The sequence below is a fragment of the Streptomyces sp. NBC_00569 genome (assembly GCF_036345255.1).
Lineage (GTDB): Bacteria > Actinomycetota > Actinomycetes > Streptomycetales > Streptomycetaceae > Streptomyces.
Map to the genome: position 1 here is coordinate 2,247,502 of NZ_CP107783.1, position 21,742 is coordinate 2,269,243.

General features: G+C 69.6%; 21 protein-coding genes. 11 read left to right on the forward strand and 10 right to left on the reverse strand.

Features of this window, described 5'->3' with window-relative positions:
- Window positions 1–104: 104 nt before the first annotated feature.
- Window positions 105–1,238: a peptidoglycan recognition protein family protein gene (locus OHO83_RS10350; RefSeq protein WP_266675804.1), complete on the reverse strand. Its 1,134-nt coding sequence runs from the start codon at window positions 1,236–1,238 to the stop codon at window positions 105–107.
- Window positions 1,239–1,407: 169 nt separating this feature from the next.
- Here OHO83_RS10350 and OHO83_RS10355 point away from each other — a divergent pair, with 169 nt between their 5' ends.
- A complete protein-coding gene (locus OHO83_RS10355) occupies window positions 1,408–1,575 on the forward strand; it encodes an Lrp/AsnC ligand binding domain-containing protein (RefSeq protein ID WP_266676831.1) in 168 nt (55 codons plus the stop codon).
- 64 nt (window positions 1,576–1,639) lie between these two features.
- On the opposite strand, the gene OHO83_RS10360 is transcribed toward OHO83_RS10355, so the two are convergent.
- Both OHO83_RS10360 and OHO83_RS10365 read right to left on the reverse strand, forming a co-directional pair.
- Entirely contained in the window at window positions 1,640–2,509 is an 870-nt protein-coding gene (locus tag OHO83_RS10360) for a PhzF family phenazine biosynthesis protein (protein WP_330279293.1), read from the reverse strand.
- Window positions 2,510–2,887: 378 nt separating this feature from the next.
- Complete coding sequence (locus OHO83_RS10365; RefSeq protein ID WP_266675800.1) at window positions 2,888–3,181, reverse strand: DUF1330 domain-containing protein; 294 nt, start codon at window positions 3,179–3,181, stop codon at window positions 2,888–2,890.
- A 260-nt stretch (window positions 3,182–3,441) separates the two neighbouring features.
- Between OHO83_RS10365 and OHO83_RS10370 the strand changes: the two genes are divergently transcribed.
- Window positions 3,442–4,440 carry a GlxA family transcriptional regulator gene (locus OHO83_RS10370; protein ID WP_330280750.1) on the forward strand — a complete coding sequence of 333 codons (999 nt, stop codon included), beginning with the start codon at window positions 3,442–3,444 and terminating at the stop codon, window positions 4,438–4,440.
- 29 nt (window positions 4,441–4,469) lie between these two features.
- Here OHO83_RS10370 and nadC read toward each other — a convergent pair whose 3' ends face one another.
- The 4 genes from nadC to OHO83_RS10390 all read right to left on the reverse strand — a co-directional run bounded on the left by nadC (window position 4,470) and on the right by OHO83_RS10390 (window position 8,962).
- Window positions 4,470–5,486: a carboxylating nicotinate-nucleotide diphosphorylase gene (gene nadC, locus OHO83_RS10375; protein ID WP_266675798.1), complete on the reverse strand. Its 1,017-nt coding sequence runs from the start codon at window positions 5,484–5,486 to the stop codon at window positions 4,470–4,472.
- A gap of 257 nt (window positions 5,487–5,743) precedes the next feature.
- On the reverse strand, window positions 5,744–6,127 hold the full coding sequence (locus OHO83_RS10380; protein ID WP_405634586.1) for an ATP-binding protein: 384 nt from the start codon (window positions 6,125–6,127) through the stop codon (window positions 5,744–5,746).
- Window positions 6,128–6,560: 433 nt separating this feature from the next.
- Window positions 6,561–8,042 (reverse strand): MFS transporter, encoded by a 1,482-nt coding sequence (locus tag OHO83_RS10385; RefSeq protein ID WP_330279294.1) that lies wholly within the window; start codon window positions 8,040–8,042, stop codon window positions 6,561–6,563.
- 164 nt (window positions 8,043–8,206) lie between these two features.
- Window positions 8,207–8,962 carry an IclR family transcriptional regulator gene (locus OHO83_RS10390; protein ID WP_329432936.1) on the reverse strand — a complete coding sequence of 252 codons (756 nt, stop codon included), beginning with the start codon at window positions 8,960–8,962 and terminating at the stop codon, window positions 8,207–8,209.
- A 166-nt stretch (window positions 8,963–9,128) separates the two neighbouring features.
- Here OHO83_RS10390 and OHO83_RS10395 point away from each other — a divergent pair, with 166 nt between their 5' ends.
- From OHO83_RS10395 to OHO83_RS10425, 7 genes are all read left to right on the forward strand, one after another.
- Window positions 9,129–9,896 (forward strand): IclR family transcriptional regulator, encoded by a 768-nt coding sequence (locus OHO83_RS10395; protein ID WP_266675792.1) that lies wholly within the window; start codon window positions 9,129–9,131, stop codon window positions 9,894–9,896.
- Between the two features lie 82 nt (window positions 9,897–9,978).
- Window positions 9,979–10,827: a 2-keto-4-pentenoate hydratase gene (locus OHO83_RS10400; protein ID WP_330279295.1), complete on the forward strand. Its 849-nt coding sequence runs from the start codon at window positions 9,979–9,981 to the stop codon at window positions 10,825–10,827.
- Window positions 10,824–11,771 carry an acetaldehyde dehydrogenase (acetylating) gene (locus OHO83_RS10405; protein ID WP_330279296.1) on the forward strand — a complete coding sequence of 316 codons (948 nt, stop codon included), beginning with the start codon at window positions 10,824–10,826 and terminating at the stop codon, window positions 11,769–11,771. Before OHO83_RS10400 ends, OHO83_RS10405 begins: the two co-directional genes overlap by 4 nt.
- Window positions 11,768–12,781, forward strand: coding sequence for a 4-hydroxy-2-oxovalerate aldolase (dmpG, locus tag OHO83_RS10410; protein WP_266675786.1), 1,014 nt, complete (start codon window positions 11,768–11,770; stop codon window positions 12,779–12,781). Before OHO83_RS10405 ends, dmpG begins: the two co-directional genes overlap by 4 nt.
- Window positions 12,782–12,992: 211 nt before the next feature.
- Window positions 12,993–13,853, forward strand: coding sequence for an alpha/beta fold hydrolase (locus OHO83_RS10415; RefSeq protein WP_266675784.1), 861 nt, complete (start codon window positions 12,993–12,995; stop codon window positions 13,851–13,853).
- Between the two features lie 52 nt (window positions 13,854–13,905).
- A complete protein-coding gene (gene mhpA / locus OHO83_RS10420) occupies window positions 13,906–15,663 on the forward strand; it encodes a bifunctional 3-(3-hydroxy-phenyl)propionate/3-hydroxycinnamic acid hydroxylase MhpA (RefSeq protein ID WP_330279297.1) in 1,758 nt (585 codons plus the stop codon).
- Window positions 15,660–16,604 (forward strand): 3-carboxyethylcatechol 2,3-dioxygenase, encoded by a 945-nt coding sequence (locus OHO83_RS10425; RefSeq protein WP_330279298.1) that lies wholly within the window; start codon window positions 15,660–15,662, stop codon window positions 16,602–16,604. The genes mhpA and OHO83_RS10425 overlap by 4 nt, the downstream gene beginning before the upstream one ends.
- Window positions 16,605–16,627: 23 nt before the next feature.
- Here the strand turns inward: OHO83_RS10425 and OHO83_RS10430 are convergent, their stop codons facing one another.
- Window positions 16,628–16,849, reverse strand: coding sequence for an ATP-binding protein (locus OHO83_RS10430; protein WP_330279299.1), 222 nt, complete (start codon window positions 16,847–16,849; stop codon window positions 16,628–16,630).
- 1,023 nt (window positions 16,850–17,872) lie between these two features.
- On the opposite strand from OHO83_RS10430, the gene OHO83_RS10435 reads away from it, so the two are divergent.
- Window positions 17,873–19,714 (forward strand): glycoside hydrolase family 15 protein, encoded by a 1,842-nt coding sequence (locus OHO83_RS10435; protein ID WP_330279300.1) that lies wholly within the window; start codon window positions 17,873–17,875, stop codon window positions 19,712–19,714.
- Between the two features lie 133 nt (window positions 19,715–19,847).
- A complete protein-coding gene (locus OHO83_RS10440; protein ID WP_330279301.1) occupies window positions 19,848–20,153 on the forward strand; it encodes a hypothetical protein in 306 nt (101 codons plus the stop codon).
- Between the two features lie 47 nt (window positions 20,154–20,200).
- Here the strand turns inward: OHO83_RS10440 and OHO83_RS10445 are convergent, their stop codons facing one another.
- On the reverse strand, window positions 20,201–20,608 hold the full coding sequence (locus OHO83_RS10445) for an STAS domain-containing protein (RefSeq protein WP_266675774.1): 408 nt from the start codon (window positions 20,606–20,608) through the stop codon (window positions 20,201–20,203).
- 512 nt (window positions 20,609–21,120) lie between these two features.
- A complete protein-coding gene (locus OHO83_RS10450) occupies window positions 21,121–21,267 on the reverse strand; it encodes a hypothetical protein (protein WP_330279302.1) in 147 nt (48 codons plus the stop codon).
- Window positions 21,268–21,742 lie beyond the last annotated feature (475 nt).

A 21,742-nucleotide genomic window follows, 5' to 3' on the forward strand; every position in this document is an offset into this window, starting at 1 on the left:
GCTTCGAGGTCGACGCTGTGATGGCCGTGGAAGCGAAGGTTGGGGCAGGCGGCCTTGCGGCCGCTCATCGAGGGTGCGGTTGTCGGCAGTCAGCTGGAGATGACTCAGTGGGTGAGAGCCTCACGGACGGTGCCGCCGGTCAGCGCACACCACGTGCTGAGGTCGACCTTGCCGTCGGGGTGGAGGCTGTGCAGGCGCTGCATGTCCTGGATCGCCTTCATGGTGCTGTGGTCATAGGTGCCGGTGATGCTGACGGTGTCGGCGTAGCCCTTGATGGTGAGCAGATACTGCACGGCCTGGACAGGCAGCCCGGAGGCGTCCTTGTCCAGGGAGGGCGCGAGTGCTTCCCAGGTGGCCGTGTCGAATGTGGCGTCGGGGGTGACGGCGAGACCGTGGCTGGTCTGGAAGTCGGCGACGACGGTGTTCATCTTGGTGCTGAACACGCCGTCGATGGAAAGGTCGCTGTAGCCGGCGTTCACCAGCAGGTACTGGGCGACCTGTACCACCTGGCTGTTGACGAACCGCCAGATGTCCGGCCAGCGCCGTGCCGGTGCCACGGCCGGCGACACGCCCATGGAATGCAGTACCCCCTTGCGAATCTGGGGAAAGAGTCGGTAGAAGGCGATGCCGGGGCAGTCGGTGCCCAGGCGGAAGTCCCAGTGACCGAAGATGTCCCACGCGTTCAGGTGGAACTGCCGGCACACCGTGGTGCACAACTTCACCAGCGAGTGCAGCAGTGCCGGGGGCGGGGTCTCGGTTATGTATGTGCCCTCGTTCTCGATCCCGATGGCGTTGCCGTTCTCCCCGGGGCAGTGGGCGGCCGTCACTTGGTGCTCGCCGGCGGCGAGGGTCTCCAGGGTGCGGTGGCGGCCCTCCAGGACGTAGCCACCGCGGCTGACGGTGAAGTGCTGGCCGGTGTCCGCCCAGCCGTTCGTGTCCATGTGCAGGTCCTGGCAGTCACGCGCCAACTGCATGGCGTGCTCACGGGAGTAGTCCGTGACGTTAGGGAAATCCATGTGATGCAGGATGATCTTGTTGGTGGTGTTGCCGGTGATCTGGATCGGGCTGGCCGGCGGCCGCGCACCCCAGGTGTCGCAGTCGATGATCCAGGGGAACTGCGGCAAGGGGGTCGCACCGGCAGCGGCGGGGAACGCCACCTCCGTACCGACGACAGCGGCGACTGCCGTGCCGAGGCCGACCCGGAACAGGGTGCGTCGATCGACTTCGTGCTCGTGCATCACCATGGGGACTCCGAAGTAAGTGGTAAAGACCAGGGTCGAGGGGGCGACCCGTCGGAGAATATGCGGCGAACGGCATGCCGACCAGGCATAGTTCACGAGTTTCTCCGCCAACAGCCCTGTCGCCGCGGAGCTGTTCCGGCGACTGCGCAGCCAAGCCCTCAGCGCCCTGGACTTCGCTTCCCGGACCCCCGAGGTCGTCTCCACTCTGAGAGTCACCGGGGAAGACTGCCTCATCTTCAACGTCCACTGCCCGCAGGCAGGACGACTCGAAGAAGTTGTCGACGCCCTTGCCCGTTACGGCCCTGTCACCACGTCACTCGCGCTCCGCGCCTAACCCCCGAAGCCAGTGACTGACGCCACGTCAACAACGTCATGACCCGCAACATCCAGTCGTCGCCTCAGTGTCCGCCGCGGACCACCGCTAACCCGCCGACCCGGGTCGTGATGCCCTTCGGCCCGCGTCGGGCCGAAGCGAGCACGCTGGCCGGTCGACCGAGGGTGTCACCCTGCTCCACCTCGATCGCGACCGTCTGCGCCCCTGTCGTGTCGAGCAGGTGGGCGGCCAGGCAGCCGGTGCTGTTGGCGTTGGCGACGTCCTCGTCGACACCGATCGCCGGCGCGAACATCCGCGCCGCACCCGGTCGGTCGCCCACCGGCGGTACGTACACGAAACAGCCGAGGAGCCCGTACCGCTGGCACGCCGCTGTCAGCCTGCCGAGGTGTGGGCAGACTCGGAGCAGCGCCGACCGGTCGTGGACCGGTACCAGCATGCGTGGTGCGCCGGGCGCGGCGATCCGTGGCGCGTCGGTCGGATGCGGATCGTCCGCGGTGAGCCCGAGCGCGGCGACGATCGCGGCGCGCTCGTCCGGTGCCGGGTGACGCAGCGCGACGAGGCCCTGGTCGAACCACACCTCGATGCCGGCGGGGCGGCGGATCGCGACGGTGTCGAACGTGCGCCCGCCGGTGTGTTGGCGGTCGTTCAGCTCGCCCCGCGCGGTGCGGGTCAACCGGACGGCCTGCGCGGCAACGGTGCCGTGGCCGCAGCCGGACAGTTCGGCGGTGGCGGTGAAGAACCGGACCGGCCGGCCACCGTCCGGCGTCCGCCCTGGGCCGAGGAACGCCGCGTGCGAGGTGCCGGCCGCAGCAGCGACCGCACGCCGGTCCGCGTCCGTCGCCGCCGGGTCGTCGTCGGTGACGGCGGTGGGGCTACCGCCCCGGCCGTCGCGCCGCACGCACGCATCAACCACCGTGACATCCGGCCAGGACATCGGCCCACCTTTGACGCTCAACGAACCGGCAACCGCGAACGGCGTCCGCCGGGCCTGGCCGCAACGGCCGACCGAACGCGTCCCGGAGCGTACCGGCCTGCCTCAGCCGGTGCCGTCCTGCACCGGATAGTGGATGATGACCGCACCGCCGGTGGCGTAGCCCATCGATGATCCCCACATCGACACCGTCGGTGTGGGACAACGACTCCCACCAGGCCCGACCGATCACGCCTTCACCACTTGCCTAACTTGCCTTAACCTCATCCAAGCCGCTGACCTGCGCAAACACTGCACAACCCAAAGATAACGGCGAGAGTCGTCGTTCAGCACCGTGTGCGTATCAGGTGACGGATGCTCAGCGATGGCTGAGCCCGTCGGTCAGTCGATGCCTTCGATGATGCGGAAGTCGCGCTCGACGCCGTCGGAGAGGACCACCAGCGCCTTCTGGTACGCCTCGCTCTCGTGTGCCGCGACGGCCTGTTCGAAGCTGTCGAACTCGATCAGAACGACGCGTTGCGTGTTTCCGGCTTCGTGGGCGACGACTCGGCCGCCACGGGACAGGAGCCGCCCGCCCCCAGCTTTGACGGCCGGACCGGCCAGCTTGTCGTAGGCAGTCAGCCTCTCAGGGTCGGAAATGGCGCGGTAGACACTGACCCAGTAGCCCTTAGCCATGGAAACCTCCTGTGTTCGGCCGGACATGTCCGACTTCGAATTGACGCTCAGATTGCTCGATCCCGGCGACGGCCCAGGGGGCCGAGGTTCTCAAATGTCTGCGTCAAGGTCATGCCTCGATCCTTGCCGTTCGAGCCGGCATCGGCCATGGCGGAAAGGTCAGCCTCCGATACATTCTCGCCATGCCCTTCCACCATGCCGCCCCCGGTACACCCGGCGCCCGCGACCTAGCCGGTCGCACCGCCGCACTGGATCGCGCGATGCGCCCGGAACCGCGGCCTGGCGCCCACAAGGTGGTCGTCCTGGTACTCGACGGGATCTACCCCTTCGAACTCGGCATACCTCAACGGGTCCTGGGCTCCGCCGGCGGCCGCTACGAGGTGGTGACCGCGGGCGTGGACGGGAAGCCCGTGCGCACCGACTCGGACCTGACCGTCACCCCCGGGCACGGCCCTGAGGTGCTGGCCGAGGCGGACACCGTGATCATCCCTCCGTACGCGATCACCCAGGCCTCGGCCGCCGCCACGGACTCGAAGGCCCTGGACGCGCTTTCCAGAGTCCGGCCCGGTACCCGTCTGGTGTCGATCTGCAGCGGTGCCTTCCTGCTGGCCGGCGCCGGTCTCCTCGATGGGCGCCGGGCCACCACCCACTGGGCGCTCAGCGACCACTTCCGGGAACTGTTCCCCCGGGTCGAGCTCGACGCCGGCGTTCTTTTCGTCGACCACGGTGACGTGTTGACCTCAGCGGGGGCGGCCAGCGGCGTCGACGTCTGCCTGCACCTGCTGCGCCGGGACCACGGCACCGAGGTCGCCAACCAGGTCGCCCGCCTCTGCGTCGTGCCGCCGTACCGGGACGGAGGGCAGGCACAGTACTTCGAGCGGCCACTGCCGCCGACGGGCGCAACCGGCACCGGGCCGACCCGCGACTGGGCATTGCAGCGGCTTGAACTGCCGCTGTCGCTGGACGAGTTGGCCGCGCACGCGGCGATGAGCCCCCGTACCTTCGCCCGGCGCTTCAAGGAGGAGACCGGTCTGAGCCCCGGCCGCTGGCTGACCTCGCAGCGGCTGCGGCGGGCCCGGCACCTGCTGGAGTCCAGCGATCTGCCGGTGGAACGCGTCGCCCACGAGGTCGGATTCGCCACCGCCACCTCGCTGCGGCGGCACCTCGCGGCGGAGGCCGGAGTCGCCCCGTCTGCGTACCGTCGCACCTTCCGTGCCCCGGATCCGGCCGTCGGCGATGCGGGCTCCATTCCCGCCTAGCCACGACGCACCGTACGCCTCCCGGTGGTTCATCCGAACCTCTGCGCCGGGCGCCCATCGGCCGCGGCGCGCGGCGATTCGCCCGCGAGCGTCGTCGGTGTCAGCAGCAGACTGAGGTCGAAGGCCGGCGCGCTGTGCGTGATGCCACCGACGGATATCGCGTCGACCCCGGTCTGCGCGACGGACCTGACCGTGGACAACGTGATGTTTCCGGATGCCTCGAGTCGGGGCCCTTCCGTCCCGCGCAGTGCGACGATGTACCGCATTTCTTCGATGGACATGTTGTCCAGCATGATCCACTCGACTTCCGCGTGCAGGGCTTCGATTGCCTGGGCCGTCGACTCGACCTCCACCTCGACAGCAATACCCTGCGTGTTGCGTGCGCGCACTGCCGCGATCGCGGCGCTCACCCCGCCCGCCGCGGCGATGTGGTTCTCCTTGAGCAGGACCATCGCCGCGAGGTCGAGCCGGTGGTTGCGCACCCCGCCGGCGCCGACCGCGGCCTTGTCGAGCGCTCGGAGTCCGGGAGCGGTTTTGCGGGTGTCCAGGATCCGGACCGGAAGCCCGGCCACCGCCTGCGCGAAGGCCGCGGCGGCGGTGGCGATGCCCGACATGCGTTGCAGGAAGTTCAGAGCTGTACGCTCGCCGGTGATGATCTCTCGTGCGGGTCCCGCCAGGGTGAGCAGGTCCTGCCCGGCGCGGACGCGGTCGCCGTCCTGGACGTGCCCGGTGACGACGACGTCGCCGAGCTGCCGGTACACCTCGGCAGGGATCGCCGTGCCGGCGATCACGCCGCCTTGGCAGGCAACGACACGCGCCTGGGCACGGGTGCCGTCCGGCACCGCCCAGCGGGTGGTGACGTCGTCCTCGGCGCGGTCTTCGGCCAGGGCGCGGCGCACGGCGTCTTCCACGGCGCCGGCAACAACCGCCGTCCGGTGCGGGGCGACCATCCATGGGGAACCCTGCCGGGCAGCAGGATTCGAAGAGTCCGAGGCGGCCGCCGGATCCGGCGAGTTGAGGTCTTCATGCGCTTCCGTCGACGTCATGCCTCGATCCTGGCCATTCGAGCCGCCCCGGGGCGATGACGCAAAAGTCAGGCTTCGATACGTTCTTGCCATGCTCGGTGGAACACGTCGTCGACGGGGGGGAACCACCTGCGGCCGCTTCGGGTCCCGCAAGCGCGTACTCGCCGTCGCCGGAGCCAACATCGGCCGGTTCAGCGAATGTTTCCCGCCCAGCACTGCACCGACGTCTTCCCCAAAACTGTTCGGCCGCGTACAGCAGCTCAGCCAAGGCTGACGGCCTACAGATCACCAACAGAGTCCAGAGACGGAAACAGATCCAGCGGCATTTCCTGACCTCGTCCGATCTCGGCCCAGATCGTCTTGCCCTGGCGGCCATAGCGTGTGCCCCACATGTCGGTGAGTTGGGCCACGAGGAAAAGGCCTCGGCCTCCTTCGTCCTCGTCGCCGGCGCGACGTAGGTGCGGGGAAGTGTGTCCCCCGTCCGAAACCTCGCAGATCAGTGTGCGGTCGACGTCACGGAGCAGGCGCAGGGAGACCGGGGGGCCGCCGTATCGGATCGCGTCGGTGACGAGTTCGCTCACGACGAGTTCTGCGACGAACGTCGCGTCGTCCAGCCCCCACTCCTCCAGCTTCCCTCGTGCCAGTGCGCGGGCTGTGGACACCTCGGCCGGATAAACCGGTAGCCGCGTCGGTGACGGAACCGAGCACGGGGATCCGTCTGGACGGGGAGCCTGCCGTACATCCTGTTGGCCGTAGCTGGTCGAGGAGGCACCCTGTCCGCTGCGCCGTTCCGGACCATGACCTGGGCACCATGGGCCGTCGCAGCACTGATGGCCGCTCGCGGCCCGGTGGGCCGCCCCGGGTGCACGGGCCGGAGCCGGGGGCCGCGGTAGGTCACTGCCGACGGCGACGAGCGCAATGCTGTGTCTGGACGACGCCAGCCGGTCCCTGATCGGCTCCAGGAGCCGGTCGTGGGTCAGGGAACATGACCGCTTCCTTGGACCGGGAGTGCCGGAAGAACGTAGTAACGGCATCACGCTGTGAGGTACCTATGACAGTCCAGCGGGGCGGCTGCCGCCGTGCTCGTCCCTCGCCTCACTCCACCGACGAGCCCCGCATCACCGCGTCCGCTCCCTGCCGCCCCGGCGCTCCGCCCGCCGCCGAGGCGATCGTGCCTGCGTCGGTGATGTCAGCGCGGTGCGACTCCCGCGTCAGCGCGATCGCCGTTGCGCTGACCAGACAGACAGCGATCAGATAGACGCTGACCGACGCGGAGTTGGTGTCCCCGCCCGCCCCGGCGAGCAGGCTGCTGGCGACCAGCGGCGCCGTGCCCGCGCCCAGCGTGGAGGAAAGCTGGTAGCCGAGCGAGGCGCCGGTGTACCGGGCGCGCGTGCCGAACATCTCGCTGACGAAGGCCGCCATCGGCCCGTACATGGAGGCCTGCAGGATCGGGTTGCCGATGATGTACGCGACGAACAGGAGCGTCGCCGAGCCGCTGTTGACGAGCGCGAACAGTGGGAACGCGGCCGCGGCGGTGACCAGCGCGCCAGTGATCATGACGGGGCGGCGGCCCACCCGGTCCGAGAGCATCGCGAACGCGGGGATGGTGAAGATGTGCAGCGCCGAGGAGACCGTCTGCGCGAGCAGCACGGTCGAGCGTTCGAAGCCGACACCGGTGGCGTACGTGAGCATGAAGGTGGCGAGCAGCGACTGGAGGACGAGGGCCGCGCAGCCTCCGAGGCAGGACAGGACGATGTTCTTGCGGTAGCGGCGCAGGACGGTGAGCAGGGGCGCTTCCTGATTGGGCGTCTCCAGCGCGGCCCGGCGCTGCGCTTCGGTGAAGACCGGGCTCTCGGTGACCTTGAGCCGGATGAACAGGCCGATCGCCATGAGCAGCAGGCTGAGCAGGAACGGCACCCGCCAGCCCCAGGCCAGAAAGTCGTCCTCGGGCAGCGCGGAGAAGGCGGCGAAGACGGCGGTGGCGAGCACGGCGCCCGCGGGTCCGCCCATGTTCGCGAACGACGCCATCAGACCACGGTGCCCGGCACTCGCGTGTTCCATGGCCATGAGGGCGGCGCCGCCCCACTCGCCGCCGACCGCGACGCCCTGGACCAGTCGGCAGACGACGAGCAGGATCGGCGCCCAGATGCCGACGGTGCCGTAGGTGGGCAGCAGGCCGATGGCGAAGCTGGCGAGCGCCATCAGGGTCATGGTCAGCACCAGCATCGACTTACGGCCGACGCGGTCGCCGAAATGGCCGAAGACGATGCCGCCCAGAGGACGTGCGACGTAGCCGACGGCGAGGGTGCCAAAGGCGGCGATCGTGCCGGCGAGTGCGTTCAGATCGGTGAAGAACAGCTCGTTGAAGACGAGTGAGGCGGCGGCACCGTAGAGCAGGAAGTCGTAGAACTCGATGGCGCTGCCGACAAAGCTGGACAGGGCGATTCGTCGTGACTCGGCGCGACGCGCAGCGTCGTTGAGGGGCATCTGCGGCTCCGGGGGTTGGGTGCGCTGCGGACGGTGGGGCACCGGGGTGGCAGCCGGATCGTCCACGGCCACCACGCGAGTGGTGTGCATTTTCCGCACAAGCGCATGTAGATAGCGAACACCCTGCGGGCAGCCCGGGAGGGTGTCAAGAGCCGCCCGAATGATCGATCAAACAGGCCCCGACGCAGACGAAGCAGGCCCCCACGCCGGCGTGGGGGCCTGAAGGGCAGTGTGGGGAGGAGCAGTGGCGCGGCTCAGCCCAGGGCCGAGATCTCCTTGGCGACCGCCCGCATCGCGGGTACGGACGCGTCAGCCACGTCCTCGCGCGCCGTGATGAGGTTGACGCACATGTGCAGCGCCGGATCGGCCATGCGCAACGGCACGGCGACGCCGTACGCGCCGGGTTCGACCTGCCCGAAGGTCTGGGCATACCCCTGATCACGGGCCTTCGTGACGTCGGGCGCCTCCCCCGGCGCGGGCAGGCGCAGTGTCGCGAGCGCCAGGCCGGCGGCACCGACCCCGACGGGATGGCGACTGCCGACCCGGTAGCTGAGGTGGTAGTCCACGGACCACGGTTCGACCACCGCGACGGCGACGGCTTCGTCCCCCTCGGCCGCGATCAGCGCCACCGTGGCGCCGAGTTCGTCGGCCGTGCGGCGCAGCACGGGCAGGGCGGCCTCGCGGACACCGGCCGCGTATCCGCGCGCCAGCGTGACCGTGCCGGAACCGGCCCGGTAACGGCCGTCGGATGTGCGCACGACCAGGTGGCGCTCGGCGAGCGTGACCAGGATCCGGTACGCGATGGTGCGGTGGACGCCCAAGCGCTGCGCCACGTCCTGCACGGCGAGTCCCTGCGGTTGCGCGGCGACGAGTTCGAGGGCGAGCAGCCCACGCGCGAGGGTCTGGGAGCCGACGGCCTTGCCCGCCGCCCCGTTCCCCCGCCCCTCGGCGCGCTCGGATCCGCCGCTCCGCGCACCCTGTGCGTCCGCCCCCGCCTGGTTGTCGCTCATCCGCTCAGTCTACGGGCTTGGTGGTGACACACCGTCACCCCCGAGGGTGCGGGTGCGGTCCCGTACAGTCGGAATGTCGCACAGGGCATCACGTCTGCCCCGCCCGGCGAGACGACCGTGACGTCGCCCGCCGGAGCACACCGGACTCCCCGGAAGGAAGAACCCGTTGAGCGACGACGCGCCGAGCGGCGTGCTGGGCAAGGCCCTCACCGTGCTGCAGGCCTTCACCGTCGAGGACACCACCCTGGGGTTCGCCGAACTGCAGCGGCGTACGGACTTCGCGAAGAGCACACTGCACCGGGTCCTCGGCGATCTGGTGGCCGCCAGGCTTCTCGACCGCGTGCAGGGGCGCTACCGGCTGTCCGGGCTCGTCTTCGAGCTGGGGATGCGCGCGTCGGTCGAGCGCGGCCTGCTCGAAGTGGCCACACCCTTCCTCGAGGACCTCTACGTACGCACCCATGAGCTCGTCCACCTGGGCACACGCGAGGGGTCGGAGGTCGTCTACGTCGCCAAGATGGGCGGCCACCAGCAGGCGGACTCGCCGTCGAGGCTCGGCGGACGGATGCCGTTGCACGCGACGGCACTCGGGAAGGTGCTGCTGGCCCACGCCCCGGCCGAGGTGCGCGAGACCTCACTGCGCGGCCCCCTGGAGCGCAAGGCACCCCGGACGATCACCAACGTCGACGTCCTGGCGCGGCAGCTGTCCGATGTGGTCACGAAGGGCGTCGCCTTCGAGTACGAGGAGTCGGCGGTCGGCATCGTCTGCGTCGCGGCCGGGATCTTCGGCCCGTCGGACGAGATCGTGGCCGCGGTCAGCGTGACGGGCCCGGTGCACCGGTTCCAGCCCGCACGGCACGCCAACAGCGTGCGCGCGGCCGCGGCAGGGATCTCCGCGACGCTCGGCCGCCGCGCCGCGCTGCGCAACAACCACTGACCGGGAATCGCGTCGGGAAAGAGTTCCGCGTGGCGGAACTCTTTCCTGGGCGTGAGGAGCCCTTGTTGTCCAAGCTGACGGCATGAACGAGATTTCCCTCGACACCGACACCGACGCCGTGACGCAGGCGGCGCAGCGGCTGCTGCGCGCGGCCGCCGGCCGCGTGCCCTGCCCCCCGGTGCGCGATCTGATCGGCAGCGACGACGTGAGGGCGGCGTACGCCGTCCAGGAGCTGCTCACCGCACGCCGCCTCGAAGCGGGCGGCCGTATCGCCGGCCGTAAGATCGGCCTCACCTCCCCCGCCGTGCAGCGGCAACTGGGCGTGGACCAGCCGGACTTCGGTGTGCTGTTCGCCGACATGAGCGTCGAGGACGGGGCGTCCGTGCCGGTCGGGGAGCTGCTCCAGCCCAAGGTCGAGGCGGAGATCGCGTTCGTCCTGGGCGCGGACCTCGCGTCCGGGCCGTTGGACGACGCCCAGGTCCGGGCCGCCGTGGCGCACGCGGTCCCCGCGCTGGAGATCGTGGACAGCCGGATCGCCGACTGGGACATCACCTTCGGTGACACGGTCGCCGACAACGGCTCCTCCGCGCTCTACGTCCTCGGGGCCCCCGTCAAGCCGCTCGCCGAGTTCGAGCCGGTCGAGGCCGTCATGACCTTGAAGCGGCACGGCGAGACCGTCTCCAGCGGTGACGGCGCCGCCTGCCTGGGCGATCCGCTCGCCGCGCTCGCCTGGCTGGCCCGGACCGCGCTCGACGTCGGCGACCCGCTGCGCGCGGGCCAGGTCGTGCTGTCCGGTGCCCTCGGCCCTATGGTGCCCGCCGCGGCCGGGGACGCGTTCACCGCCGACATCACCGGCCTCGGGTCCGTCTCCGTCCGCTTCCACGACGCGTCCGGCGTCTCCGACTCCTCCGGCGAAGGAACCTCCGCATGAAGACCAAGGTGGCCGTCATCGGCTCGGGCAACATCGGCACCGACCTGATGATCAAGGTGCTCCGGCTGTCGGACACCCTCGAGATGGGGGCGATGGTCGGCATCGATCCCGCGTCCGACGGGCTCGCGCGAGCCGGGCGGCTCGGCGTTCCGGTGACCGCCGAAGGCGTCCAGGGCCTGATCGCGATGGAAGGCTTCGAGGACATCAAGATCGTCTTCGACGCGACGTCCGCGAAGGCTCATGTCGCCAACGCCGCGACGCTCGCCCCGTACGGCAAGCAGCTCATCGACCTGACCCCCGCCGCCATCGGCCCGATGGTGGTCCCGGCGGTCAATCTGACCGACCACGTCGCGGCGGACAACGTCAACATGGTGACGTGCGGTGGCCAGGCCACCATCCCGATCGTCGCGGCGGTCTCCTCAGTGGCACCCGTCCCGTACGCGGAGATCGTCGCCTCGATCGCGTCGAAGAGCGCCGGTCCCGGCACCCGCGCGAACATCGACGAGTTCACCGAGACGACCAGCCATGCCATCGAGGCGGTCGGCGGCGCCGACCGCGGCAAGGCGGTCATCATCCTGAACCCGGCGGAGCCGCCGCTGATCATGCGCGACACCGTGCTCGCGCTGGTGAACGCGCCCGACGAGGCCACGCACGACGCGATCCGCGCGGCCGTCGCGAAGCGGGTCGACGAGGTGTCGGCGTATGTGCCGGGCTACCGGCTCAAGCAGCAGGTGCAGATCACGCCGGTCCCCGCCGACCAGCCCGTCCGCACCCTGACCACGGCCCCGGTCACCCACCAGGTCTCCGTCTTCCTCGAGGTCGAGGGAGCCGCCCACTACCTTCCGGCGTACGCCGGGAACCTCGACATCATGACCAGCGCGGCCCTGCGGATGGCCGAGGCCATGGCCGCCCGCGCCATCGAACTCCAGGGAGCCGGCGTATGACCGTCGCCAAGCTGTTCATCCAGGACGTCACCCTGCGCGACGGCATGCACGCCATCAGGCACCGTATCGAGCCCGAGCAGGTCGGCCGGATCGTGGCCGCCCTCGACGCGGCAGGCGTCGACGGGATCGAGGTGTCCCACGGCGACGGGCTCGCCGGCGGGTCCCTCAACTACGGTCCCGGCAGCAACACCGACTGGGAGTGGATCGAGGCGGCGGCCGCCCACATCGAGAACGCCCGTCTCACCACCCTCCTGCTGCCCGGCATCGGCACCGTCGAGGAGCTCAAGCGGGCGTACGCGCTCGGCGTGCGTTCGGTGCGGGTTGCCACACACTGCACCGAGGCCGACGTATCGGCCCAGCACATCGCCACGGCACGCGAGTTGGGCATGGACGTCTCCGGCTTCCTGATGATGAGTCACATGGCCGACGCCGGGACGCTGGCCCGGCAGGCCAAGCTGATGGAGTCCTACGGCGCCCACTGCGTCTACGTCACAGACTCCGGCGGCCGCCTCATGATGGACGGGGTGCGCGAGCGGATGCGTGCCTACCGCGACGTGCTGGACCCCGCCACGGAGATCGGCATCCACGCCCACGAGAACCTTTCCCTCGCCGTCGCCAACTCCATGGTCGCGGTCGAGGAAGGCGTGACCCGCGTGGACGCCTCCCTGGCCGGCCAGGGCGCGGGCGCCGGCAACTGTCCCATCGAACCGTTCATCGCGGTCGCCGACCTGAACGGCTGGGACCACGGCTGCGATCTCTTCGCCCTGCAGGACGCGGCCGAGGACCTGGTGCGACCGCTGCAGGACCGCCCGGTCCGCGTGGACCGCGAGACCCTCACCCTCGGCTACGCCGGGGTCTACGGCTCCTTCCTGCGCCACGCCGAGGCGGCGGCCGAACGCTACGGCGTCGACGTCCGGACGATCCTGGTCGAGGTCGGCAAGCGAGGCCTCGTCGGCGGCCAGGAGGACATGATCGTGGACGTGGCGCTGGGACTCGCGCAGGCGAGCTGACACCACCTACGGGACAGGGCCGGGAGGGCAAGATCTCCCGGCCCTCCTCGGCATGCCGACGCAGCCGCTTCGGCGCCGGCCGCACGGCACCTCTCGGCTCCCGGCGCAGTGATCAAGCACCCCTTGACATTCCTGCCGAGCACGCGTTCCATCGAATCGAGCGTGCAAATAACGCTCGTAAGCGTGCAGATAAAGAACGAGGAGTCGGGTCATGTCCCTCACCAAGGAAGCCGCGTCGCACGACATCGCCCTTCCGTCGGGCCTGCGCATGCGCTACTACGAGGCCGGAGAGGCCGGGGCCACACCCGTCGTCCTGCTGCACGGCTCCGGCCCCGGCGCGACGGGGTGGTCGAACTTCGCGGGCAACATCGGCCCGATCGCCGACGCCGGATTCCACGTCATCGCCCCCGACATGCCGGGCTGGGGCGACTCCGACGCCCAGGCGACCAAGGACATGGACCACGACGCGACGCTCGTGGAGTTCCTCGACGCGCTGGGCCTCGCGAAGGCCGCCCTCGTCGGCAATTCCATGGGCGCCCACACCGCGGTCCGCTTCGCCACGCTGCACCCGGAGCGCATCACACACCTGGTGACGATGGGCGCCTCGCTCGGCCGCGGCCCGGCGTCCCTGTTCGGTGCGGGCGACGGCCCGAGCGAGGGTCTGAAAGTCCTGGTCAAGGCCTACAAGGAAGCGAGCCCGCAGAACATGAAGGCGCTCGTCGAGATCATGACCTACGACAAGGCGCGCTTCGCGACGCCGGAGCTCACCCTGGCCCGCTCCGAGGCGGCGCTCACCCGCCCCGACCACCTGAAGAACTACGTCGAGGGCCTCGCCCACGGCGCCCCCATCCCGATCAAGGTCGACCGCGACAGGATCCCCGGCATCCAGACGCCGACGCTGCTCATCCACGGCAAGGACGACCGCGTACTGCACTACGAGACCAGCCTGTGGCTCCTGGCCAACATCCCCAACTCCCGTCTCGTGCTGCTCAATCGGTGCGGGCACTGGGCGATGATCGAGCACGCCGCCGAGTTCAACCGCCTCGTCATCGACTTCCTGTCGCACAACTGAACCGGCACCTGACCGGCAACCGCACCGGCACTGAATCGATCGGAACACCCCCATGACCACCTTCGACACCGACGTCGTTGTCATCGGAGCCGGGCCCGTCGGCCTCACCCTCGCCAATCTGATCGGCGTACGCGGCCACCGGGCCACCGTCCTGGAAGCCCGCCACCAGCTGATCGACTACCCCCGCGGCGTCGGCCTCGACGACGAGTCGATCCGCACCCTGCACACGGCAGGCCTGTGGGAGCAGATCCAGCCGTTCACGGTCCCGCACCATGTGGTGCGGCTGGTCAACGGAAGCGGCCAGGTCCTCGCCACCAACAACCCGAAGACGCAGGAGTTCGGCTACCCGCGCAAGCACGGCTTCGTCCAGCCCCTCGTCGACAAGGAGCTCGCCTCCGGCCTCGACCGGTTCCCCGGCACCGAACTGCGCTTGAGCCACAAGGTCGTGGGCCTGGAGGACCGCGGCGACCACGTCGAGGTCACCGCCGAGCAGATCGACACCGACGGCGAGGTCACCGGCACGGTCACCGTCACCGCCCGGTACGCCGTCGGCTGCGAGGGCGGCAGCTCCTTCACCCGCAAGTGGATGGGCGTGGAGTTCGAGGGAAAGTCGCCCTCGACCCGCTGGGTGGTCGTCGACGTGGCCAACGACCCGATCGGCACCCCGTCGGTCTATCTCGGCGCCGACCCACGCCGCCCGTACGTGTCCATCGGTCTGCCGCAGGGCATCCGCCGCTGGGAGTTCATGCTCCACGACGACGAGCCGACCGAGCTGTGCGACGACCCCGCGTTCATGCACTCCCTGCTCAAGCGCCATGTCCCCGACCCGTCGGCACTGAAGGTCATCAACCAGCGCACCTTCACCCACCACGGTCGCGTGGCCTCCGACTTCCGCAAGGGCCGGGTCTTCGTCGCCGGCGACGCCGCACACCTGATGCCGGTCTGGCTCGGCCAGGGCTGGAACTCCGGCATACGCGACGCGACGAACCTGGCCTGGAAGCTCAGCGCCGTCCTCGCCGGCGACGCGTCCGACGCCCTCCTGGACACGTACACCGACGAACGCCGCAAGCACGCCTCCGACATGATCGATGTGAACATGGCGGCCGGCACGGTCATGAAGATGGGCCGTTTCGGCGGCACAGTGCGCGACGTCGCCGCCTCCGTGCTCAACCTCGTGCCGAAGTGGAAGTCGTACTTCACCGAGCTGCGGTTCAAGCCCATGCCGCGCTACGCCGCCGGTGTCGTCGTCGACCAGGCCACACTTACCCCGGGCACGGCGCGGCCCGGCTTCAGACACGGCGGCAGGCTGGCCCCGTTCATCGACTCCCCCGGTGAACTCTCGCCGGTCGGCCTGCAGTTCATCCAGCCACGGGTCAACACCGCGGGCGCCACGAACGTCCTCCTTGACGACGTCACCGGCGACTGGTGGACGCTGGCCACCTGGGGCACCGACCCGACGGCGTACCTCACCGACGCCGACCTCGCACTCGTCCGCCGCCACCGGATCAAGTTGGTGTCCTTCATGCCGGAGACCCAGCGCTCCTGGGCCGAGCAGCAGTACGCGGGCTCCGCGGCACCCGTCACTGTGGTCGGCGACAGCACCGGCGCTCTCAAGGACTGGTTCGACGTCCGGGCCTGCGGCCTGGTCGTCCTGCGCCCCGACCACTTCGTGGCCGCGGCCTCCCTCACACGGCAGGCGTCCCAGGCCCTCGCCGCCCTGCGCGACGCGGCCTCGCTCTCCAGGCAACCCGCCGAGGAGTCCGTCAACGCGCCCGTCGAGGAACTCGCCACGGAAGGAGCCCTGTCATGACCGTCGCCCTGGTCACCATGTCGCACAGCCCGCTGCTGGAGTTCGCCGACCCGCCCGCCGAAATGGTCGACGCCGTCCAGGGCGCCTTCTCGTCCGCACGGACCTTCGTCAAGAAGTACGACCCCACCCTGGTCGTCTCCTTCGCACCCGACCACTACAACGGCTTCTTCTACGACCTGATGCCGCCGTTCTGCATCGGCTACGAGGCCATGGGCGTCGGCGACTACGGCACCACCGAAGGCCCCCTCAGCGTGCCGACCGAGCGCGCCGAGGAACTCGCCCAATGGGTGGCGGAACGCGACATCGACGTGGCCATCTCCCGCCGGATGGAGGTCGACCACGGCGCGATCCAGCCGTTGGAGATCCTCTTCGGCGGCATCGACACGGTGCCGACAATCCCCATCTTCGTCAACGGCGTGGCCAAGCCCTTCGTCACGATGCGGCGAGTACGGCGGCTCGGCGAGGCCATCGGCAGCTTCCTCGCCACCCTCAAGAACGAGCGCGTCCTCGTCATCGGCTCCGGCGGCCTCTCCCACGACCCGCCGGTCCCCCAGTGGGCCACCGCCGACGACGCCGCCCGCGCCATGCTGCTCGACGGCAGACACCCCACGGCCGCGGCCCGCGACGCCCGCCAGCAACGGGTCATCGACGCGGCGAAGGCGTTCGCGGCGGGCACGGCCACGATCCAGGACCTCAACCCCGAGTGGGACCGGGCCCTGATGACGACACTCGCCTCGGGCGACCTCTCCCCCATCGACGCGATGACACCCGCACAGATGGCCAAGGACGGCGGCAACTCCGCCCACGAGGTGCGCACTTGGGTCGCCGCCTTCGCAGCTCTCGGCGCGGCGGGCCCGTACGACGTGACGTACTCCTTCTACCAGCCGATCAAGGAGTACATCGCCGGCTTCGGTGTGATGGCCGCGCGCACCACCGCGTAAGTGCCCGGCAGCGCTTCGTCGGCTCACGAGCCCGACCGTTCGGTCCAGACGGTCTTGCCGCTCGGGGAGTAGCGGGTGCCCCAGAGGTCCGCCATCAGGGCGATCACGAACAGACCGCGACCGCTCTCGTCCGTGTCCGAGGCCTGGCGCGTGTGCGGTGAAGTGCTGCTGCCGTCGGCGACCCTGAAAGCAGCCGGGGTGAGCTGCGGGACCGTGTACAGCCATTCGGTGATCACGGCCTTCATCTGCGCGGATGATGTGTCGGCACCTGCACGGCCCACTTCGGCAACTGGCCCGGCAGTCGGACCGTGGTGCGGCCGCCTGTCGTGGAGACATGGGCGAAGTCCTCATCGTGTACGCGCTCGACAAGGCAGTGGCCACGGGCGCCTCCCCCGCGCGTACCGCGTGATGGCGACCGGGTCGTTCGCCGGGTGCACGCGGCGCCTGCCGCCGAAGGGACGCCCACCGCCACGGGACCGCGAACCCTCTGCGGCAAAGACACCTTCGCCATGGAGACGCCCAGCTGGAAGCCCTCCGAGCACCCCGAGGGGCCGTGGTATCCCGAGGAACACGCATCCGCGGTGTGCCCCGACTGCGATGCCGTGATGGAGACCTGACCGGCGGGCCGACTGCCCTGATGTCGCTGCGTCCCCGGAGAGAATTCCACCGCCGTCGCCACGGCCATGCACTCGTACGACGCGCTCCGACCACGTCGACACCCCCTTGCAGACGCCGACAAGCCACCTCTCCTCCCCGGGTGCCGTACCGCAACACTTCACGGCCCCCGCACAGCTGAACGACTCCGCGAACGTGCCTGTGGAGCTGCACGCAACGGCTCCGAGCGGTCGGGGTCTCCGGGATTCCTTCGGGTCCTAGGCGGACGGGGGTTCGCTGGTCAGCCTGCGCTCATTGGGTGTCTCGACCGCGTGAGGTCGAGCGCCGTCGACGACGTCGAGATGATGTTCTCGCGGCGCACGGAGCAGATCGAGGCCGACCAGCCCACCGCGCTCGTCCACAACGCTGTGGGCCGCGGTCGAGGCACACCTCAGCGTCGGCGCCCTCACCCTTCGCTTGCAACGACGCTCTGGCGGCGAGTCGCCGGGCCGCCGCAGAGGCGGTCGAACAGCAGGAGGCGAATGGGGCACGTCGGCGCCAGACGGCTTGCAGGTGCTCGCGGGTCCGGGTCGGCGGGCCAGGGCCGGGTCCCCGGCTTACGCTGGTCGGGGGGCTGCATCCGGGTGACGACGCATGCCGGAAGGGGCGCCCCGATGGATGAATACCCGCTGATCGAGAACCACGGTCTGATCGGTGATCTGCAGACCGCGGCGCTGGTGACCACCGACGGGACGATCGACTGGTTCTGCTGTCCACGCTTCGACTCCCCCAGCGTGTTCGGCGCTCTGCTAGACAAGGACAAGGGCGGGCACTGCACGGTCCGACCGGCTCACGTGACGTACGCGACCAAGCAGTTGTACCTGCCCGACACGGCGATCCTGGTGACCCGGTTCATGACCGAGGCAGGCGCCGGAGAGATGATCGACTTCATGCCCGTGACCGGTACGACGGTCACGTCCCGCCACCGCCTGGTCCGCCTGGTCCGCTGTGTGCGCGGCAGCATGACATTCGAGGTGGAGATCGCCCCGCGGTTCGACTACGGGCGCACGGGCCACGGCCTGCGCATCACCGAGCACGGAGCGCTGTTCTCCGCGGACGACGGCACGGAACTCACCGTGCACCCGATCCGCGAACCGGAGGACGCGCGGCTGACGGACGCCATCACTGCCCGGGAGTCCGACCTGCACTTCTCGATGACCCTGGAGGCGGGCCAGCAGCGCGGCATGGTCCTGGAGGCGGGCGCCGAAGGACCGCCCGCCGAGGTCCGCGAGGCCGAACACCGGCAGCTCTTCGAAGAGACCGCCACCTTCTGGCGCTCCTGGCTGAGCCAGTCGCGCTATACGGGGCGCTGGCGGGAGACGGTTGAGCGTTCCGCCATCACGCTGAAGCTCATGACCTTCGCCCCGAGCGGCGCCCTGGTGGCCGCCCCGACGGCGGCTCTGCCGGAGCAACTGGGCGGCGAGCGCAACTGGGACTACCGCTTCACCTGGATCCGTGACGCATCCTTCTCTGTCTACGCCCTGCTGGGACTGGGGTTCACCGAAGAGGCCAGGGCGTTCATCGTCTGGCTGGGCGACCGGGTCCAGGAACGGGCCGGCCACGACGGGGACTCGGGCCCGCTCAACATCATGTACAAGGTCGACGGCTCCTCCGACCTGGACGAGCAGGTCCTCGACCACTGGGAGGGCTATGCCCGCTCCGCGCCGGTACGCGTCGGCAACGGCGCCGCCACACAGCTCCAACTGGACATCTACGGCGAGGCGCTGGACAGCATCTACTTCGCGCAGCAGCACGGCTTCCACCTCGGGCACAAGGGATGGACCTCGCTGCTGACGGACCTGGACTGGCTGGCCGACCACTGGGACCAGGCGGAGGAGGGCCTGTGGGAGACCCGCGGCGGCCGCCAGGACTTCACCTACGGCCGGGTGATGTCGTGGGTGGCGTTCGACCGCGCTGTCCGGCTCGCCGAGTCGAACGGCTGGCCCTCCGCGGCCGCACGCTGGCAGGCCGAGCGGGACGCCACCTACCAGCAGGTCATGGCCAAGGGGTGGCACGAGAAACGCAAGGCCTTCGTCCAGCACTACGGCAGTGACGTACTGGACTCCTCGCTGCTGCGCATGGCGACGGTCGGGTTCCTCACCCCCCAGGACCCGATGTGGGCGTCGACCCTCGACGCCATGGAACAGGAACTGGTCAGCGACAGCCTCGTCTACCGCTACAACCCCGAGGCCTCACCCGACGGCCTGCGCGGCTCGGAGGGCACCTTCTCACTGTGCACGTTCATGTACGTCGACGCCCTGGCGCGCGCGGGACGGACCGACCGGGCGAGGCTGGTGTTCGAGAAGATGCTGGGGTACGCCAACCACCTGGGTCTCTACTCGGAGGAGATCGACCCGACGGGCCGTCAACTGGGCAACTTCCCCCAGGCGTTCACACATCTGGCTCTCATTGACGCAGTCATCACCTTGGACGCGGCTCTGAACAAGGGAGCGTAGTCAGCCCGGGCCGTGTGCGCCGGTGCGATACGGGTCCGAGCAGCACACGTGTCTCCTTCTGCCGGAGCGACCTCCCGGGCCTTGGCGACCGGTTCGAATCGGCCGTCGGCCGACCTTGATGCGCTACACGGCGGTGTCGCAGAGTCCGGTGCTCCCGCGGGATGTGCTGCGGCGGTTGTGGCTGCTGCTGCACCCGACCGCGGTGTCGCGATGGCACCGCGACCTGGTCGTACGCCGCCACGCCGCCACGTCCCGGCCCGAACGCCCGGACCGGCCGCGGACCATACAGCCGATCAGGACCCACCAGGGCATCGCCAACACTCGTCCGCTCCGGCGGCTGCCCGTCCCTCTCGCTGACCCGCAGCAGACAGCCCGCCTCGACATACGGAAGCGCCAACGCCTCGGCGTCATCCTCCACACATGCGAACATGCCGCGTGACCTGTGCGGACGAGGTTCTCGGCACGTGCAACGCCGGTGAGTGTTCCTCAGCTTGACGGGTGTGGCCAGTGCGCAAGGCTGCCGGTCGAGGGAGCGTGTCGCGTTGCCTCCTCCGGTGTGGAGTGAATCTCGTAAGCCTCACGCAGGCCGCTGATGTCGAAGACCTTGGCTATCCGGCCGGAGGCGGACGCGATCCGCAGTGAGCCATCGTGTTCACGGATGCGTTTCGTGACCGCCACGACCACGCCCAGCCCCATCGAGTCGAGGAAGGGTACGAAGCTCAGGTCAAGGACGAAGTGGCGGTGTCCCTCGTTGACGAGCTTGATCACCGCTTCACGGACCAGGGGAGAGGTGTGGGCGTCCACGTCGCCGTCGATCTCGACCACTGTCCAGCCGTTCACCACGTCATAGCTGACGGTCATGCGCTCGTTGCGGATAATGTTCGTTCGCATCATCGTCCTCCTCGCGTCTCCGGGCGGCGCGGGATCCGCCAGCGTGGCGTCACAGGGGAATGGATTCGTCCGTGCGGCCGACGCACCAGCACCGCGAGGCCCGAGTGAGAGTCGGTATGGTCGACGAGTGACCATGACGGTGCAGGCCGCGCCTACGGCACAGCGCCACACGACGTGCGCTCCGCCGCACCCACCGTCGGGGGTACCGGGCTTCCGCCCCTGCGCGCCGTGACGGAGCGCAGCGAGTGTCCAGGAACCACGCTAGACGCACGCTTGGACACCTGCCACAGATGCGAGACACCGCCGCACCGCCCGGCCTCGGTCCCACTCAGGTGGTACGCCGCCAGGAACCTGCACCCGGAATGCAACGCCACCAAGCGGTCGCCGGCCTCATCGACGAGTACGACCGCGCAAGCTGATCACTCCGCAACACCCCAGCTCAAGGAGTGCGAAGCAGTTTTGAAGCACTATGGGTTCTGACAGTTGTCGATCGCCACGCTCGTGGCGGTCTGCCGTTACGGGCAGCCGTCGAAGCCCACGGCGGACAGACGGCGGGGGCCCGGGCTGAACCTGGCGTACAGGAACGCCAGGAGGACCAGCGGCACGACAGCACCCAGGCCACGGCAAACTGCCGACCCGGTCCTGCTGAGCGAGTACTGCATCGAACCCTCCTGGCTGTCTCCCGCCCAGACAACCGCGAGGGAACGGCCCGCCTCACGCGGAAGTAGGCACTTGGAGCCTGGATTCACTCGTTTCGGCGATCGCAACCGAACCGACCACGACGCGGCGGACGGGCGCACGCGCACGGCGCTGCCGCGCCCTGACGCGACGAGTCGGCAACCGTGCACCACCATGCCCAGCCACCCTTCACATGAACTTTATGCACATGATCGATTACTTTCTGCACTCATGGCGGCTCGGTCAGCACATCGCTCACCCCGCCCCGGCTCCCACGCCGGGGCGGCTCTCGTCGTGCTGCTCGCCATGCTCGTCCATCTCCTCGGCTGCGCCCACGGCCCGGCACTCGCGGATTCCGTCCGGACGGACAGCCTGCTCACCATGACGACTTCGTGCCCTGCCTCTGCGGGAGTGGCTGACGAACCGGCGACGCAGCACGGGACTCCATCAGAAGACGAA

What these genes read in the sequence shown, in the direction of transcription:
- OHO83_RS10350 (WP_266675804.1), bottom strand. Translation starts at nt 1,238, where the DNA reads ATGCACGAGCACGAAGTCGATCGACGCACCCTGTTCCGGGTCGGCCTC.
- OHO83_RS10360 (WP_330279293.1), bottom strand. Translation starts at nt 2,509, where the DNA reads ATGTCCTGGCCGGATGTCACGGTGGTTGATGCGTGCGTGCGGCGCGAC.
- OHO83_RS10365 (WP_266675800.1), bottom strand. Translation starts at nt 3,181, where the DNA reads ATGGCTAAGGGCTACTGGGTCAGTGTCTACCGCGCCATTTCCGACCCT.
- OHO83_RS10370 (WP_330280750.1), top strand. Translation starts at nt 3,442, where the DNA reads ATGCGCCCGGAACCGCGGCCTGGCGCCCACAAGGTGGTCGTCCTGGTA.
- nadC (WP_266675798.1), bottom strand. Translation starts at nt 5,486, where the DNA reads ATGACGTCGACGGAAGCGCATGAAGACCTCAACTCGCCGGATCCGGCG.
- OHO83_RS10385 (WP_330279294.1), bottom strand. Translation starts at nt 8,042, where the DNA reads ATGCACACCACTCGCGTGGTGGCCGTGGACGATCCGGCTGCCACCCCG.
- OHO83_RS10390 (WP_329432936.1), bottom strand. Translation starts at nt 8,962, where the DNA reads ATGAGCGACAACCAGGCGGGGGCGGACGCACAGGGTGCGCGGAGCGGC.
- OHO83_RS10400 (WP_330279295.1), top strand. Translation starts at nt 9,979, where the DNA reads ATGAACGAGATTTCCCTCGACACCGACACCGACGCCGTGACGCAGGCG.
- OHO83_RS10405 (WP_330279296.1), top strand. Translation starts at nt 10,824, where the DNA reads ATGAAGACCAAGGTGGCCGTCATCGGCTCGGGCAACATCGGCACCGAC.
- dmpG (WP_266675786.1), top strand. Translation starts at nt 11,768, where the DNA reads ATGACCGTCGCCAAGCTGTTCATCCAGGACGTCACCCTGCGCGACGGC.
- OHO83_RS10415 (WP_266675784.1), top strand. Translation starts at nt 12,993, where the DNA reads ATGTCCCTCACCAAGGAAGCCGCGTCGCACGACATCGCCCTTCCGTCG.
- mhpA (WP_330279297.1), top strand. Translation starts at nt 13,906, where the DNA reads ATGACCACCTTCGACACCGACGTCGTTGTCATCGGAGCCGGGCCCGTC.
- OHO83_RS10425 (WP_330279298.1), top strand. Translation starts at nt 15,660, where the DNA reads ATGACCGTCGCCCTGGTCACCATGTCGCACAGCCCGCTGCTGGAGTTC.
- OHO83_RS10430 (WP_330279299.1), bottom strand. Translation starts at nt 16,849, where the DNA reads ATGAAGGCCGTGATCACCGAATGGCTGTACACGGTCCCGCAGCTCACC.
- OHO83_RS10435 (WP_330279300.1), top strand. Translation starts at nt 17,873, where the DNA reads ATGGATGAATACCCGCTGATCGAGAACCACGGTCTGATCGGTGATCTG.
- OHO83_RS10445 (WP_266675774.1), bottom strand. Translation starts at nt 20,608, where the DNA reads ATGATGCGAACGAACATTATCCGCAACGAGCGCATGACCGTCAGCTAT.
- OHO83_RS10450 (WP_330279302.1), bottom strand. Translation starts at nt 21,267, where the DNA reads ATGCAGTACTCGCTCAGCAGGACCGGGTCGGCAGTTTGCCGTGGCCTG.